The following is a 16,751-nucleotide window of genomic DNA, read 5'->3' as shown; positions in this document are numbered from 1 at the left end:
GGCAGCCGCCCGTATCAACGCTACGGGACGGGCAGGGCGCTGCCACCTTAATTAATCCGAGAGTGCTTAATCTGACTGGCTGCCAGGCTTGCCTGCAGTAATTCCCGTTAAGCATTTTCTGAACCGAAGCAACCCGGTGGGTTCCGATTACATCAGGAAACTCAGACCCGAATCACAGGATATATTCTTATGGCACATCTACCTCAGATTAAGATTCCTGCTACGTACATCCGTGGTGGTACCAGTAAAGGTGTTTTCTTCCGTCGTCAGGACCTGCCTGAAGCCGCTCAGGTTCCCGGCGAAGCGCGTGACAACATTCTTATGCGTGTCATTGGCAGCCCTGATCCGTATGGTAAGCAGACCGACGGTATGGGGGGCGCGACCTCCAGTACCAGTAAGACCGTTATTCTGGATAAGAGCAGCGAACCTGATCACGATGTTGACTACCTGTTTGGCCAGGTCGCCATCGATAAGGCATTTGTCGACTGGAGTGGCAACTGCGGTAACCTGACTGCGGCGGTGGGGGCTTTTGCGATCAGTGGCGGCCTGGTGGATGCCGAGCGTATCCCGGAAAACGGTATCTGCACCGTGCGTATCTGGCAGAAAAATATCAGCAAGACCATCGTTGCCCATGTACCGGTCACCAATGGTGAAGTACAGGAAACCGGTGACTTCGAGCTGGACGGCGTTACTTTCCCGGCGGCAGAGGTCGCAGTGGAGTTTATGGACCCGGCCGATGGCGAAGGCTCCATGTTCCCGACGGGTAATCTGGTTGATGATCTGGAAGTGCCGGGCGTCGGTACTTTTAAGGCGACGATGATCAATGCCGGCATTCCGACCATTTTCCTCAATGCTGAAGAGATCGGTTACACCGGTACCGAACTGCAGGAAGCGATCAATGGTGATCCGGCCGCATTGGAGCGGTTTGAAACCATCCGTGCCCATGGCGCGGTACGTATGGGCCTGATCAGCGATGTATCTGAAGCTGCTGCGCGCCAGCATACGCCGAAAGTTGCCTTCTGTGCCCCGGCCCAGCACTACGCGGCTTCCAGCGGCAAAGAGGTCACTGCAAACGATATCGATCTCTGCGTACGTGCGCTCTCTATGGGTAAGCTGCACCATGCCATGATGGGGACAGCAGCGGTGGCGATCGGCACGGCTGCGGCTATTCCCGGCACCCTGATTAATCTGGCAGCCGGTGGCGGTGAGCGCCAGGCAGTTACCTTTGGTCATCCATCCGGCACCCTTAAAGTCGGTGCAGAAGCTAAACTTGTTGATGGTGACTGGGTCGCAACTAAGGCAATTATGAGCCGAAGTGCGCGCGTATTAATGGAAGGCTGGGTACGTATCCCCGGCGACAGCTTCTAACGATTGAGTTCGGTGGCTGAATTCATCAACTGGATTCAACAACCGGATTCAACAAAAGAGTTCCACCCGATGGCGCGTTGCCTGGCAGTCCTCCTCAGTCGAATCCCTGATTCTGTCCAAATTAAGGGAGTCTGACTGAATTGCGGGGATCTGACAGGTACAGCCGTCTCACCCTTTCATGACCTTTCGTGAACTGAGTTTGGAGGGGCGCAAAGTGCAATGGCTTGCCTATCAGAGCCTTTTCACTGCTTCTTCATTGTTGGCCCCGACCTCTGGTCGGGGCTTTTTTATTTCTGCAATCCGCATCAACGGCAGTCAAACAGCTGACTCTGCCGGATGATCTCCGACAGGCGCCGGGAGGCGCTGTTACTGTCGCTGGCCTGCAACAGGGTTGTGCGGGTTTTCGGCAGTCCCGGCAGGCGGTCATTAATGATCTGCAGGTCGGGCTCCACCGTGCTGCGGGGGATGATCGCAATACAGATTCCGGCCCTGACGGCCGCCAGAATGCCTGCCCGGCTCTGGCTGGTGAAGGCAATGCGATAGTTGACTCCCGCCGCTTCCAGCGCCTCTATCGCCGAGTCCCGGTGAAAGCATCCTTCTACAAACACCGCCAGCGGTAACACCTTGCGCTGATGGGCGTTATGGCTGGCTGAGCCAACCCAGACCAGTTCATCGTCATTCAGCCTGATACCACCCGGCGCCGATGCCGGCATCTCGACCAGCGCAAGATCCAGCTTACGGTCGTTGACCAGCGAAGCCAGATAGAAGGGGCGGTGGTCACAGGTCACCTCCAGCCTGGCTTCGGGATAACTCAGCATATAGTTCTCAAGCAGCGGGGCCAGGGTGCGGCTGGCGTATTGGTCATGGGTGCCCAGCCGGACAGGCCCGTCGAGGTCGCAATTCTGAAAGGAGCCGACGATCTGATCATGTAGATTGAGCAGTTGCCGGGCATGTTGCTTCAGCTGTTCTCCGGCCGGAGTCATTCGCACGCCGTATTGTCCCCGCTCGACCAGATCGGCGGATACCAGCTCTTCCAGCCGGCTCAGCTGCATACTGATAGTGGAGGGAGCCCGGTGCAGTCGTGTCGCCGCTGCGGAGAGGTTCAGGGTTTCCGCTACGGTGATAAAGGTTCGAAGCAGGCTAATTGGCAGATCGCGCATAGTCAGAATTCAATAAAGCTGAAGGTGGTTGTCAGTATTTATCGTTTTATTGATGTCTGGCAAGCTTTTATGATCTCCGCAAAATAAAAAGTTTCGGAGTAGTCCTATGGGTATGGCCGCCATTTTCGGTATGAATCAGATAATCAGCCACGGCTTTGGAGTATTTCTCTTTGCCGCGCTGGTACCGCTGATGCGGGAGGACATTGCGCTGACCCACTGGCACCTTGCTGCCATTGGGGCGCTGTCTCAGCTGGCTTATCTGGGCGGGGCTATGTTGTTAGGCCTGATCGGGCACCGCATTGCCGCCTCTAAACTGCTGATCGGTACCGGTACAGTGACCACGTCGCTGCTGGCTTCCATCGCTTTTCTGAGTGATCCACTGGTGATCACGGCGGCACTGACCTGCCTCTCGGCCAGTGCCGCTATCAGCTGGGGAGCTATTGTCGATGTTATCAGCCGTAGCAGCAGCTCGGAGAAAAGCTCGACCTACCTGTCAACGGCTGCCAGCGGAACCGCCTGGGGCTATGGTTTTAACGGCCTGCTGATTCTTCTTGTGGTGCCATTGCTGGGATGGCAGAGCGGCTGGCTGATCGCCGCCGCAATCGGGGTGGTGGTAATAATCATTACCTTGCGGATGCTCGGGCGTCTGAAAAGGAAGCAGCCTGGCGGCGAGGCTGAGCAGGCAGACAGTGCGCTATCCGCGGCCCAGCTGTTGAGTACCGTAATCCGACAGCCTGTGGCACTGACGGCCTGCTTGCTGTGTTTCTTTGTTGGCTTCACCACCATGCCGTTTAGCAACTGGCTGAATACTTTTCTGGCAGAACTCCAGTTACCCTCTGCACTGGGGGGACTGACCTGGACCACGCTGGGGCTGACCGGAATGTTCGCCGGTTTTGTCACCGGTAAACTGGCCGACAGCAAGGGACACGGCGTGGCGTTGTTGTTGATATTCACCGGCTTTGCCACGGGGTTGGGGCTCTTCGTGCTTGATCCTGGCCGGTTTGCCCTGCTGGCCGGTGTTGGCTACGGCATGATGTACTTTCCGGTCTGGGGCATTCTGGCGGGCTGGGTGAGCCGCTATTTTGCGCCGACGGCGACGATGCAGATCAGCGGATTTTGCATGGTGATGGCCGGTCTCGGCGGGGCAAGCGGCAACCTGATCGCTGGCTTTATCAGCGACAGCACCAGTTCGCTGGTGGGGGTCTATCAGCTGCTGGCACTGGTATCGCTATTACCTGTTGCCATAGCACTCTGGATACTGGCGGGGCGCAGCCGCATCTCAGATCAGCAGCAGACGGCTGCCTGAGAATGGCTTCTCTATCAGGAGTATACAGAAGCCGCGCTATACATTTACGGGTTGGTTTGCTGTCCTGGTTGGGTAGCAACTGACACCTCTTGCATCCCCAGAGCCTTCTCTGCTTCTTTGTATGCCTGTGCCCCTCTGTTGGTCTATTACACTTCTATTAACTTGTTATTGAAAACTATTCTCATCTGAGTGTATGATCGCGTCGCTTTATTCTTTAACGTTATCTCAATATATCGTTTGAATTGAGCTCTGCTTAATCCCACAGATCCGCAAGGAGCAGTTGATGAATAAATGGATTGCTAACTGGTCTCTATCCCGCCAGCTGCGCACCGGTGCCTTTCTGCTTATTATCCTGGTTATGGCACTGTTTCTCGCCATTACCGGTTATCAGACCCGTAACCTGATGTTGTCCAATGTTGCTGAGAGTCAGCAGCGCCAGGTGACGGCCTTGGCTGCGCAGATGAATACCGCGTTCAGCACCATTATGGATAACACTGAGATGCTGGCGCGTACCTTTAATGAACTCTATCCGGACCGGCTTGAGTTTTCGCATTCGGAAAAAGTGCGTATCGGTCACTATGAGGCACCTCTGGTACGCCACCAGGGTGATCAGGTTAACCTCAATTTCTCCCGCGTTGACCAGTTTGCCCGTATGACCGGTGGTAATGCCACGGTCTTTATCCGCTATGGCGATGATTTCCTGCGGGTGACCACATCACTTAAAAACGAACGGGGCGAACGTGCTATCGGTACTTTGCTGGGTAAGACCCATCCGGGCTACCGGCAACTGCTCTCCGGCCAGCCATATATCGGTGAGGCCCGCCTGTTCGGGACGGATTATATGACCAAGTACAGCCCGCTTACCGGCGCTGATGGTCAGGTGAATGCGATACTTTACGTCGGCCTGCCTATCTCCAGGGTGATGGCGGCACTGCGACAAAACCTGCAGTCGCTCTCTATCGGTGACTCAGGCTATCTCGGGCTGGCGTATGCCGGTGACGGCAAAAACCGTGGCAAGCTGATCGCCCACATAGAGTCTCAGGGCAAGCAGCTTGAAGCGGTCTATTCTGATCTGCCGGCGCCGCGGCTGAGAGAGCTGCTAAGTCAGAAAGAAGGGGCCGTGGACTACACGGAGTCAGCCAGCGGACGCGATGCCCGTATGGTCTGGCATCAGACCGGTGCCGGAAACTGGGTGGTGTTTGCCGTTAGTTATGCCGATGAGTTTGTCAGCGCCGTGCACAACCTGCTGTGGCTGATGGTGTTGTTCTCGCTGGCGGCCGCATTCATTCTGGTTGTCGTACTCGGACTGTTCCTGAGCCGGGCACTGAGGCCGGTCCGGACCATGCGCGATATCATGCTGCAGATCGGTGCCGGGGACCTTACCTACCGTTTCCGTGATCAGATCCCGGCGGATACCGCGAATGAACTTGATCAGCTGAAGCTCAGTATCAATGCCATGCTGGAGCAGTTCTCGGCGGTGGTCAGCCAGGTACGTTCTTCAGGCGAGGATATCGCTGCTGTTTCTGAACAGGTGGTAGAAGTCAGCGGCGAGATGCAGGGCGTCGCCCGCAGCAGCAGTGACGAGACCACCCAGGTGTCGGTTGCGATCAACCAGATGGCCGAATCGGTCGAGGAGGTGTCTGCCAGTACGGTTGCCGTCTCGCAGGATGCCGGTGCTACCGCTGATCTGTCGGCCCGGGGCGGAGAGGTGATCGACAGAGTGGTGCGCTCGGTGGATGACCTGCAACGAGAATTCAGTCAGGCCTCCTCGGTGATCAGCCAGTTACAGCAGGACAGTGCTGCAATCGGTAAGGTAGTCGAAGTGATCTCTGCGGTGGCAGAACAGACCAACTTACTGGCATTGAACGCCGCCATTGAAGCTGCCCGTGCCGGTGAGCAGGGCCGGGGCTTTGCCGTAGTCGCGGATGAAGTTCGTACCCTGGCGCAACGCACCCAGCAATCGACCCGTGAAATTCAGCTGGTGGTGCAGAAACTGCAGGATAACTCCCTTCGTGCTACCGAGCAGATGCAGGGGGGTGTCGGTCAGGTCCAGCGTTGTGTCACCGAGGTGGGGGAGGCGGGGACGGTGCTTGAGCAGATCCGGCAGGCCGCCGATCAGGTGCGTCAGCATCTGGAATCCGTTGCCCGGGCGACAGAGGAACAGAGTGCTGCGGCCAGCCAGATCAGTGCCAGCAGCCAGACCCTGGAGGATTCAGCCCGCAGGACGGCGCTGGAGGCTGAAGGCAATGCCACCGCCGGTATTCAGATGGCACAGCAGGCCCGGACGCTGCGTGACCGGGTGTCTCGTTTCCAGATCCTCGCCTGAATTAAATTCTGTATTCTGACTGCAGCGGGCGATCAGGCCCGCTTTTTTGTAGTTTTCCCCCGGCCGGACGTCATTTTTGCACAATAGATCAGAATATAATTCGGTTTGATGTTTATATTACATATAAAATTCTAGAATGGGTTGTCTTTGAGAATATGATTCTGTATATTAGCAGTCATTAATAGGGATGGGCACTTAGCGGTGAACAACAGCCTGTCATGCCGTCCCTGAATTTGACGTTAATTTGTCACTAATACTGAGAATGACAGTGAATAACACTCAAGTGAAATACAAACCAAAGGCAGATAAACGGGGAGTCTTCTCCGTGACCCGGTTTCGTATCGCTTGTTAGCTGCACTCAGACACAGAATTCGAAACCCGGTCGCAGGCTTTGCAACCGGGTTTTTTTATAGTTTTTTTAAGGAGTTTACCCATGTTTCGCGGATCTTATGTAGCGCTGATTACCCCATTTACAAACGGTACGCTGGATGAAGCGGCGCTGCGTAAGATGGTTAACTGGCAGATTGACAACGGTACCCATGGTCTGGTGCCGGTCGGCACAACCGGTGAGTCCCCGACCCTGACGGAAGCCGAGCATAAGCGGGTGATCGAGATCGTGGTTGAAGAGACTGCGGGTCGCGTGCCGGTGATTGCCGGAGCCGGTTCCAATAACCCGCTGGAAGCGGTGGAATACTCCCGACATGCCCAGGCAGCCGGTGCTGATGCCATCCTCAGTGTAGCGGGCTACTACAACCGTCCGAACCAGGAAGGCCTGTACCAGCAGTTTAAGATGATCCATGATGCTATCGATATCCCGGTGGTTATCTACAACATCCCGCCACGTGCCGTGGTCGATGTGCTGCCGGAAACCATGGCGCGTCTGGCAGAGCTGCCTCGCGTATCAGGTGTCAAAGACGCTACCGGCGACCTGTCCCGCATCAGCCAGGAGCGCCTGCAGGTAAAAGGTGAGTTTAGCTACCTGTCCGGCGAAGACCTGACCGCCATGGCTTACCGCGCCAACGGTGGCCACGGCTGTATCTCTGTGACGGCAAATGTAGCGCCAGGACTCTGTGCACAGATGCATGAAGCTTGTGACCGTGGTGACTTTGCGGCTGCGCTGGAGATTCAGGATCGCCTGGCACCGCTACATAATGCCCTGTTCTCTGAGCCAAGCCCGGCCGGTGTTAAATACGCCGCTTCCCTGCTGGGGCTGTGTGGTGATGAGGCGCGCCTGCCGATCGTTCCAATGTCCGAAGCGGGCCGTGCCAACGTCAAGGCTGCGCTGGAGTTTGCCGGCCTGCTATAAACCTGTTCTAACACGATTCATCCCCTTCGAATCGCTTTCCGGCCCGCCCTAAGGCGGGCCATTTTTATCTCAGGACCTAACTATCTCCGGACCTCTCCGGTTTTCCAGCCGCGCTTCCATCAGGGGCTGTCTTGCCCGCGAGAAAGCGTTCTGAATTCGTTGCACGCCGCCTGATCGCTTTATCCCCAACTTTTTCTTACAGCGGTATGAAAATTCATACAGATCGTTCTTGTGGGTTTTAAATGTATATACATTTTGATAAAGTCGCGCCCGGCTATGATTCCGGTCGGGGCATCCGTTACCCGCCGCTCCTGCCTGACGCAAAATACTGTCCCTGCGGACAGCTCTGTAAACTGATTATTTCCTGAGATTTAGAATGGATCTGCTTGTATACCTGAATGCCCTTACCGGCTTGTTTGTCATCATCGACCCGATTGGCGCTGCTATCATCTTTCACTCCCTGGTGCCCGCCGGAGAGGTGCGACACCGCAGGGTGATGGCGATAAAGTCGATGCTGATCACCACTGTGCTACTGATCGTGTTTGGTAACTACGGCGAGGTGTTCCTGTCCAAGTTGGGGATCAGTATCGAGGCTCTGAGGATCTCAGGTGGCCTACTACTGTTCTATACCGCCTTCAACATGATCACGCAGGACCTGGAGTACAAGGTTACAACGGAGAAGAAAGATATCTCCGTATTCCCAATGTCTATACCGCTCACCGCCGGCCCCGGTTCACTGACGCTGGCGATCCTGATGTTCTCGGATGCTGAGACGACGGCGGCAGATGTCTCGATCATCCTGGCAATCCTCAGTATTACTCTGCTGACGCTGGTACTGATGCTGCTGTCAGGTTTCGTCAAGGTACTGATCGGTCGTACCGGTGATGAGATTCTGCGTCGCTTCCTCGGTGTTATCCTGGCCGCGCTGGCAATTCAGTTTGTCTACGATGGCGTGGTGCAGCTGGTGGCCGCTGCCTGACCTTGTCGTCGAGAGGATTCCTGTAGCATGGGTGATGAACACTGCCGGTTCTGTGGTTTTCTCTGCTCTGATCGCGCTATAAACGCCATCTCTTTAATCTCTCAGCGTATCTGAGAAGATGCCGGGCCCTTGTCTCCACCCGGCTATTGAGGCCGGATTGGATGACCGTAAAGCACAGGGCTAGCCCAGAACAAAAGCAAAGTATAGAGACCCCTTCGCTGCCCTATACTTGTTTACACCTGATGCCTGAAACGCCGGGAGATCGCTGACAAGAGTATCCTGGCGCATCAGGCATCAGTCTCTCTGATCGAGGGCGGTGTAATGGCTACAACTTCGCAACACGCAGAGCAGATCTCACAAGCCGTGGAGTCTGATCGAATACTGAATGCAGCGTTAGAATTGGCGACTGAGCGGGATAACTGGTACGACCTCAGCCTTGTGACGCTGGCGAAATACTGTGACACCTCCGTAAACCATATACGTCACTATTATGCGGATACCAATGCCATCGCCAATGCCTGGTTTTCGCGTGCGCTTGAGGCCATGCTGGCCGCTGATCTCGAGGATATTGAGGCATTGCCGGTCAAAGAGCGGCTGGAAGCGGTAATCTGGCGCTGGTTTGAGGCGCTCAGCCCCTACCATCGGGTCACTGCTCAGATGCTGGGTGCCAAACTGCATTTCCCCCACATTCACCATTGGCTGCCGATGGTCTTTGATCTGTCACGTCTGGTGCAGTTCTGGCGGGAAGCGGCTGGACTGCATGCAGGTGGCCGGCGCAGACAGGTTGAAGAGGTTTTCCTGACCGGTATTTTTTTAGCAACTTTGCGAACATGGTGTCGGGATGAAAGCCTGCAACAGTGGCAGGCGCACGAGCGGCTGTTGAGTCTTCTGGCAAGGGCGGAGCGGGCGGCGGCCTTTTGGTTACCCGCTGATACCCACTGAAACAGCGCCTGATGTTGGATACGCCATGCAATGCTCAACGGATGTAGGGCGCGGCCAAGCGGTTGACGTCGACCTGTGCCCGTAGCCGGGCGCAAAGCAGATAAGTGCCGCCGATTTTGCGGTGTAGAAACAGCATATCAGTCGGCGGCAGGTGCATATAGCGCTGATGCAGCCGCAGGGAGATGGCCAGATCCACGACCCGCTTTGACAGGTCGGAGGTACCGAAATCAAATAAGCCCGGGTATCGCACCGGCTCGGCAACCGCCCTGATCATTTCGCATAAGCCCCGGCGATAGGCTAGTGACTCCGCTTGCCGCAGATAACCCAGCTCGACAGCCGTGTGCTCAATGGCGGAGAGGTCGCCTTTAATCGCCGCCCCCATCAGACGGCGGAAAGCGTCAACCAGCTCGTCGGAATAGTGTCGGGTGGCGCCGAAGTCGAGGAGTCCGATTCGATCCCGCTCGACCTGGTAGCGGTAATTGCCAAATTGAGCGTCAGTCTGTACCAGGCCCCACTCGAACAGCTCTTTCAATACCAGTGCCAGCAGCTGTGTCGCAACACGGTTTCTCACATTGAGCGGCGAACTCGCCAGCGATTCGATAGGGGCCCCGGCGACGAAAGACATAGAGAGCACATCGGAGGTGGTGAGTGAACTGTCTACCGTTGGGAGTTCGAACCCGGAATCATCGCCAATAAAACGGTTATATTCGGCGATATTGACCGCTTCGGCACGGTAATCGGCTTCTTGGTGAAGTTGTTGTTTGGCTTCTTTAAGCAATGGTGCCAAATCGAATTCCCCTGGAATCAGGCGGAAAAGGCCGAACAGCGCCGCGACATTGTCGACGTCGCTATCGATACTTTTTCGAATCCCGGGATATTGCACCTTGATCGCCAGGTGCCGGCCATCTTTGCAGGCTTCGTGCACCTGCCCGATAGATGCAGTCGCGAAAGGTGTAAACGAAAACTGCTGGAATGCACCGTCCCAGCCTTTACCCCAGGCCGTTTCCAGCACCTGCGCTACCTGATGCTGCGGCATGGGATGCGCGTGTTCGCGCAGGGTGGCCAGAATCTCGGTTAGCGCCGGAGGAAGATAATCACCGGTCTCCATCGAGAGAAGTTGGCCGATCTTCATCGCCGCGCCGCGCATCTCAGACAACCTCTCCGCCAGCCGCATGGCATTGGCCGGTGTCAGCAGCAAGTCGCTTGCTCGCAGCGGTTTTCCGTCGGCCAAAGCCGATACGCCATCGCTGAGCATCTGCCCGGCAATCCCTCCGAGCAATCGGCCGATCTTCAACAGGCGGCTGGCCCGGTTTTTTGGAACAGGTATCTCTTTAGTCACACCGTTACCGATCCTCCGGTCTTTGACAGATCCCTCCTGCTAATTTTAGGGGATACGGGGCAATTGTGAGTGCTTCAGCACTTAACTGCAGGCGCTGAACTAACTAAGTAATAGCAAGGTGCGAATGAGGGGCCGGGTAGGTTCGTATTAACAGGGCTCTGCGGTCAGACGGTATTTTCCACAATGCCATATGATCGCCACAGAGTACGGCGTCAGATTTACCTCAGCCGGGGCAGATAGGGATACGATGGGATTCATGCATTTGCTTTGATTTCCCCGTTTTTCCCACAGATCAGAGATCGGCCTGACTGGCGGGATGCCCTTATCAGCACTACCCTATGTATAAGTTCGCGGCCCCGCTGCCGCACAATGGAACTGGCCGTGAACAAGGCGTTTTTGCCACTGTTTATGAGCTGACCATCCTTCCTTTGCTGGCCATGCTCCTCACTTCAGGGTGACGAAAGAATGGCGTTGGCGATTGTACTGATCCTCATCGTAGTTGCTTCAGTCCTGTTTCATATCTACAGCCCCTGGTGGATTACCGAGGCCGCGTCCAACTGGGGTGCGATCGACAACACCCTGCTGATTACGATTCTGCTGACCGGTTTTTTCTTTGTGGTTATTACCCTGTTTGTGGTGCTGGCACTGATTCGCTATCGCCACCGGGAGGGTAGAAAAAACTCACACCGGGCGGCCTATGAACCGGAGAACCGCAGGCTGGAGTGGTGGCTGATGGGGATCACCGGTATCGGTATCGTGGCGATGCTGGCGCCGGGACTCTTTGTCTATGAACAGTTTATCGATGTGCCGGAGGATGCCCATGAAGTCGAAGTGGTCGGTCAGCAGTGGCAGTGGGCGTTTCGGTTTCCCGGTGAAGACCGCACGTTCGGTAAAAGCCATGTGCGCTGGATTGCTGATAACAATCCGCTGGGACTGAATCCGGATGATCCGGCCGGGCAGGATGACCAGCTGGTGCTGGGCAACGAGGTGCATCTTCCGCTCGGGCAACCGGTCAAACTGTTGCTGCGTTCCAAGGATGTCCTGCACAACTTCTATGTTCCCCAGATCCGCGGAAAGATGGATATGGTGCCGGGAACTGTTTCCTGGTTCTGGTTTACCCCCACCCGCAACGGACGCTTTGAGATTCTTTGTGCCGAGTTTTGCGGTATCGGTCACTACAGTATGCGCGGCCTGCTGCAGGTCGAGCCACATGCAGAGTTTCGCAGCTGGCTGGCGCAGCAGCCGACGCTGGCTGCATTGCTACAGCGGGAGGACAGCACACCGGAAGATCCGCTGCTGAAACGCGGACGCCTGATTGCGCAGCAGCAGGGCTGTCTTGCCTGTCACAGCGTCGATGGCAGCAAAAGCCTGGGACCGGGCTGGAAGGGGCTGTTCGGACGTAAGGAAAAGCTCAGTGACGGTAGTGAGGTGCTGGTCGATGAGGCCTACCTGAAGCGTTCCATTACCGATCCGGCGGACCAGCTGGTGGCCGGTTATCCGGCCATTATGGTGGCATATAATCTGGCCTCCGCCGACCTCGACGCACTGGTCGCCTATATACGTTCGCTTACCGCCGCTACCGATAATTCACAGGGATCGTCTCAGTAACAGAGTTCTCCAACGGAGGATGATGAGATGGCCTATGCAGACCAGGCTGAAAATGAAGCTGTACATGAGCCAAAGAGCTTTTTTACCCGCTATATCTGGAGCCAGGACCATAAGGTCATCGCCATCCAGTATTCGCTGACGGCCATCTTTGTCGGCCTGATTGCGCTGATACTGTCGGGGCTGATGCGTATGCAGATCGGCTTTCCCGGCAGCCTGGAATTTATGGATGCCTCAGCCTATTACCAGGCGATGACCATGCACGGCATGATTATGGTGATCTATCTGCTGACGGCGCTGTTTCTCGGCGGTTTCGGTAACTACCTGATCCCGCTGATGGTCGGGGCGCGCGACATGGTGTTTCCCTACGTGAATATGCTCAGCTACTGGTTTTACCTGCTCTCGGTGCTGGTGCTACTGGCCAGCTTCTTTGTCCCGGGCGGGCCAACCGGGGCGGGCTGGACCCTCTATCCGCCGCAATCCATCACGGCCGGTACGCCGGGCACTGACTGGGGAATCGTGCTGATGCTGGTGTCGCTGGCGATCTTTATCGTTGCCGCTACGATGGGCGGATTGAACTATGTGACGACGGTGCTGCAGGCCCGCACTTATGGTATGACCCTGTTCCGTATGCCGCTGACCGTATGGGGCATTTTTATGGCGACCGTCCTGGCGCTGCTGGCATTTCCGGCGTTGTTTGTCAGCGCGGTGATGATGCTGTTCGATAAACTGCTGGGCACCAGCTTTTTTATGCCCGCGATCGTTTCGATGGGGCAGGCGCTGGATCATCAGGGCGGCAGCCCGATCCTGTTTCAGCACCTGTTCTGGTTCTTTGGTCACCCAGAGGTCTATATCGTGGCACTGCCCGCCTTTGGCCTGGTCTCGGACCTGATCAGCACCCATGCGCGCAAGAATATCTTCGGCTATCGTATGATGGTCTGGGCGATCGTGGCGATCGGTGTGCTCAGTTTTGTGGTCTGGGCACACCATATGTATGTCAGTGGCATGAACCCCTATTTTGGATTCTTCTTTGCCACGACCACGCTGGTCATTGCGGTTCCGACGGCACTGAAAGTCTATAACTGGGTGCTGACCCTGTGGCGCGGGGATATCCATCTCACGGTACCGATGCTGTTCGCGCTGGGATTTATCCTGACCTTTCTGGTAGGCGGCCTGACCGGGCTGTTTCTGGGTAATGTCATCGTTGATGTTCCCTTGTCCGATACCTATTTCGTAGTAGCGCACTTTCATATGGTGATGGGCGTGGCGCCGATTCTGGTGGTGTTCGGCGCTATCTATCACTGGTATCCCAAGGTGACCGGGCGGATGATGAATGACTGCCTCGGCAAGCTGCACTTCTGGATCACCTTTCTCGGTACCTATGCGATCTACTTTCCTATGCACTACCTCGGCTTTCTTGGCATGCCGCGGCGCTACTACAGCTTTGAAGGCTATGAATTTATCCCCGACTCGGCGCAGGACCTGAATGCCTTTATCACGGTGGCGGCGCTGTTGGTCGGGGTCAGCCAGTTACTGTTCCTGTTCAACCTGTTCTGGAGTGTGCGTAACGGTAAGCCTGCCGGGGCGAATCCGTGGCAGGCCACTTCACTGGAGTGGCAGACGCCACAAACCCCGCCGCCACACGGTAACTGGGGGGCGAAGTTACCGGTAGTGCACCGCTGGGCCTACGACTACAGCCTGCCGGGGATGAAAGCGGATTTCGTACCACAGACAGTGTCTGATCAGGAGCTGCAGCGTCGCCGCAGCCGGGAACAGGTCGGAGGTGAGTCATGAGATCTCAGGAATTATGGCGGGCAGAGCCAGGGGAGGGCGGTGAGAGTGGCTGGGTACCTGCGACGGAGCGTCCAGGGCGCATCGCCAACACCGCGATCTGGCTGTTGCTGGCGGTGATCAGTGTGTTGTTCCTGTTGTTTCTGGTGGCTTTTATCAGTCGTGCGCAGCTGGATGACTGGCCCTCGCTGACCGGCTTCGGTGCGCCGCTGGCAGATTTCAGGCCTCTCTGGCTCAACAGCCTGCTGTTGCTGGCTGCCAGTTTAGCCCTGGTCGATGCCCGCCGGGCATTGGCCGGGGCCAACCGCCAGCGCCTGATGCTCGGCATCTTGCTGGCCGGGGCTTTTGCCCTGCTGTTCCTGATCGGCCAGCTGCGCCTGTGGCAGTTATTTGAAGCCACCGGTTATGCCCTGGATGCTAACCCTGCCAGTAGTTTCTTTTATCTGCTGACCGGCCTGCACGGATTACATCTGATGGGCGGACTGCTGGTGTGGGGCTTTCTGCTGGGTCAGTTACTGGCATTGGATCAGCAACAGCTGCCGGGGCATCACTTCGCCAGTTCGCTACAACTCTGTGCCCGTTACTGGCATTTCCTGTTGTTGATCTGGCTGCTGCTGTTTCTGGTGCTGACCCGAACGCCGGAAACTTTCCGTGCCATCGCCGCATTCTGTGGTCTGGGGTGATGCTATGAGTACCGAGATCAGACCAAAAGCGGCAGCAGAAGAGGGGATGCAGGGACTGGTACAGGACTGGTCCGATGACCGTGAGGTGTTTCGCCGGGTGAACTGGGGCAAGGCGATGATGTGGATCTTCCTGCTCAGTGACACTTTTATATTCTCCTGCTTCCTGACCGGTTACATGGTGGTGCGTAGCAGCACCGTCGAAGCCTGGCCCAATACCAGTGAAGTGTTCGCCCTGACCCTTGGCGGTATCCATATCCCGCTGGTGCTGATCGCCATTATGACCTTCGTGTTGATCAGCAGTAGCGGCACCATGGCGATGGCGGTCAATTTCGGCTATCAGCGTCGTCGCTTCAGATGCGGCGGTCTGATCCTGCTGACGGCGCTGCTCGGAGCCACTTTTGTCGGTATGCAGGCGTTCGAGTGGAGTAAGCTGATCGAGGATGGCGTCCGGCCCTGGGGTAACCCGATGGGAGCGCCACAGTTTGGCGCCTGCTTCTTTATGATCACCGGTTTTCACGGGCTGCATGTCTCCATCGGTGTGATCTATCTCGGCATCGTGGCGCTGAAGGTATTAAAGGGGGACTACGAACAGCGGGGAGATTACCAGATCGTCGAGACCGCAGGCCTTTACTGGCATTTTGTCGATCTGGTGTGGGTGTTTATCTTCGCCTTCTTTTATCTCTGGTGAATACCCGACCTGACGCCGGAAATCGCCTGCCATACGGCCCTGGGTTATGCCGCGAAGCGGTTGGGGATTTCTGAATGCACGACATTGCTGCTAAACCCGACACAGATACTGAGGAGAGGGCTATGGTGAATACCCAAACACATCCGATCGGCACCTATCTGAAGATCTGGGGGCTGCTGTTCCTGCTCAGTACGCTCTCCTACCTGGTCGACTACCTGCAGTTTCAGGGGCTGTTGCGCTGGGGGCTGATTATTCTGTTTATGCTGTTGAAGGCGGGACTGATCGTCGCCGTCTTTATGCATATGGCCTGGGAGCGGCTGGCGATCATGTACGCCATCCTGCTGCCGCCGGGTTGCCTGGTGATACTGGTGGCTTTGATGGCCGCCGAGTCAAACTATACCTTGCTGAGCCGGTTGCTGTTCTTTGGGTAGTCGTGTCGGGCGGGTCAGTGGACGGAGCCCTGCGATGCCTTCCCTGGCATCCGGGCGATGAGACTGAGATAAGGCTGAAAGCCCCGCTTCAGATGGTGCGTTTGAACTGGTGCCAGGTGTGCAGCCATGACACAACCCAGTGAGGCACGGCGCTGCCGGTGCCCGCATCTTTCAGCATAGGGTGGTGATGAGCGATCTCGTCCAGCAGGGGTTCCTGCTCGGGTTCTACGTCTACAAAAAAGATATGCTTACCGCGTTTGAGGGCGCGTTTAAAGCGCTGGAAATGACTGTTGGGCATCTGGATACCGAGGAAGCCTCCTTCCCAGGTACAGAAGCCGATCACCACGATGGCCAGAAAGATAAACGGCATCCAGCCAACGGCGGTGTCAGTCCAGCCGAACAGCCATGACAGGCCCAGAATGATCGCTGCCAGCAGCACGCCGATCGCTGCACCGATCTCTCCGGAGTGCACGGCGTCATTTTTCATCAGGGATGTCACTTCATGCAGGTGGTGTTGTTCGACTTCCGCATTTTTTTCGCTAAGGACGTGGATTTGCTCGATATTGATTCCGTGCTCCTCCAGTTCATGCTCGAGGGATTCCAGATCATCGAGGTTGTCGCTGATGTAGTAGTGTCGGTTCATAACACGGCTCCTACGTTGTATTTCAATCCTCCCGTCCGCATTTGCATACCCTGGCATCAGGGTATTAAGTTCCTGTCTTACGCTAAAGGTTAGTACCTGCTTCGGTAACATGCGAAGTTAGGTGAGCTGAAGCGCCTTTAGCTATTTCTGTTCACTGGGAGTAATCACATCGGTAAGACTAAAT

Annotated in this window: 14 protein-coding genes; 11 read left to right on the top strand and 3 right to left on the bottom strand. The window is 56.2% G+C overall.

From position 1 onward, the window contains the following. Positions 1-189: 189 nt before the first annotated feature. Positions 190-1,368: a 2-methylaconitate cis-trans isomerase PrpF gene (prpF, locus tag Q354_RS0106965; protein WP_027856973.1), complete on the top strand. Its 1,179-nt coding sequence runs from the start codon at positions 190-192 to the stop codon at positions 1,366-1,368. A 305-nt stretch (positions 1,369-1,673) separates the two neighbouring features. Here prpF and Q354_RS0106960 read toward each other — a convergent pair whose 3' ends face one another. After that, complete coding sequence (locus tag Q354_RS0106960) at positions 1,674-2,528, bottom strand: LysR family transcriptional regulator (protein WP_027856972.1); 855 nt, start codon at positions 2,526-2,528, stop codon at positions 1,674-1,676. Between the two features lie 106 nt (positions 2,529-2,634). Here Q354_RS0106960 and Q354_RS0106955 point away from each other — a divergent pair, with 106 nt between their 5' ends. The 5 genes from Q354_RS0106955 (at position 2,635) to Q354_RS24915 (ending at position 9,387) form a co-directional block, all read left to right on the top strand. After that, positions 2,635-3,834: an MFS transporter gene (locus Q354_RS0106955; RefSeq protein ID WP_027856971.1), complete on the top strand. Its 1,200-nt coding sequence runs from the start codon at positions 2,635-2,637 to the stop codon at positions 3,832-3,834. 283 nt (positions 3,835-4,117) lie between these two features. Further along, entirely contained in the window at positions 4,118-6,160 is a 2,043-nt protein-coding gene (locus Q354_RS0106950; RefSeq protein WP_027856970.1) for a methyl-accepting chemotaxis protein, read from the top strand. Between the two features lie 433 nt (positions 6,161-6,593). Then, positions 6,594-7,466, top strand: coding sequence for a 4-hydroxy-tetrahydrodipicolinate synthase (dapA, locus tag Q354_RS0106945; RefSeq protein WP_027856969.1), 873 nt, complete (start codon positions 6,594-6,596; stop codon positions 7,464-7,466). Between the two features lie 376 nt (positions 7,467-7,842). Further along, positions 7,843-8,445 carry a MarC family protein gene (locus Q354_RS0106940; protein WP_027856968.1) on the top strand — a complete coding sequence of 201 codons (603 nt, stop codon included), beginning with the start codon at positions 7,843-7,845 and terminating at the stop codon, positions 8,443-8,445. 321 nt (positions 8,446-8,766) lie between these two features. Next, a complete protein-coding gene (locus tag Q354_RS24915) occupies positions 8,767-9,387 on the top strand; it encodes a DAHP synthetase I family protein (protein WP_051559967.1) in 621 nt (206 codons plus the stop codon). A gap of 34 nt (positions 9,388-9,421) precedes the next feature. Here the strand turns inward: Q354_RS24915 and Q354_RS0106930 are convergent, their stop codons facing one another. Further along, positions 9,422-10,726 carry an ABC1 kinase family protein gene (locus Q354_RS0106930; protein ID WP_036228860.1) on the bottom strand — a complete coding sequence of 435 codons (1,305 nt, stop codon included), beginning with the start codon at positions 10,724-10,726 and terminating at the stop codon, positions 9,422-9,424. 465 nt (positions 10,727-11,191) lie between these two features. Here Q354_RS0106930 and Q354_RS24910 point away from each other — a divergent pair, with 465 nt between their 5' ends. From Q354_RS24910 to Q354_RS0106900, 5 genes are all read left to right on the top strand, one after another. After that, a complete protein-coding gene (locus Q354_RS24910; protein ID WP_051559966.1) occupies positions 11,192-12,334 on the top strand; it encodes a cytochrome c oxidase subunit II in 1,143 nt (380 codons plus the stop codon). A gap of 27 nt (positions 12,335-12,361) precedes the next feature. Next, entirely contained in the window at positions 12,362-14,125 is a 1,764-nt protein-coding gene (gene ctaD, locus Q354_RS0106915) for a cytochrome c oxidase subunit I (protein WP_027856966.1), read from the top strand. Beyond that, the gene (locus tag Q354_RS0106910; RefSeq protein WP_027856965.1) at positions 14,122-14,805 is read left to right on the top strand and encodes a cytochrome c oxidase subunit 3; all 684 of its coding nucleotides are present in this window, start codon (positions 14,122-14,124) and stop codon (positions 14,803-14,805) included. The genes ctaD and Q354_RS0106910 overlap by 4 nt, the downstream gene beginning before the upstream one ends. A 4-nt stretch (positions 14,806-14,809) precedes the next feature. Then, on the top strand, positions 14,810-15,493 hold the full coding sequence (locus Q354_RS0106905; protein WP_051559965.1) for a heme-copper oxidase subunit III family protein: 684 nt from the start codon (positions 14,810-14,812) through the stop codon (positions 15,491-15,493). A gap of 122 nt (positions 15,494-15,615) precedes the next feature. Further along, on the top strand, positions 15,616-15,924 hold the full coding sequence (locus Q354_RS0106900; RefSeq protein ID WP_027856963.1) for a cytochrome C oxidase subunit IV family protein: 309 nt from the start codon (positions 15,616-15,618) through the stop codon (positions 15,922-15,924). Between the two features lie 88 nt (positions 15,925-16,012). Here Q354_RS0106900 and Q354_RS0106895 read toward each other — a convergent pair whose 3' ends face one another. Beyond that, positions 16,013-16,567, bottom strand: a complete 555-nt coding sequence (locus Q354_RS0106895; protein WP_027856962.1) for a hypothetical protein — start codon at positions 16,565-16,567, stop codon at positions 16,013-16,015. Positions 16,568-16,751 lie beyond the last annotated feature (184 nt).

Origin of the sequence: Marinobacterium jannaschii DSM 6295, assembly GCF_000620085.1 — a bacterium.
GTDB classification, from domain to species: domain Bacteria; phylum Pseudomonadota; class Gammaproteobacteria; order Pseudomonadales; family Balneatricaceae; genus Pontibacterium; species Pontibacterium jannaschii.
The sequence above is the reverse complement of the archived record's forward strand: the minus strand, read 5'-3'. Positions and strand labels throughout refer to the sequence as shown.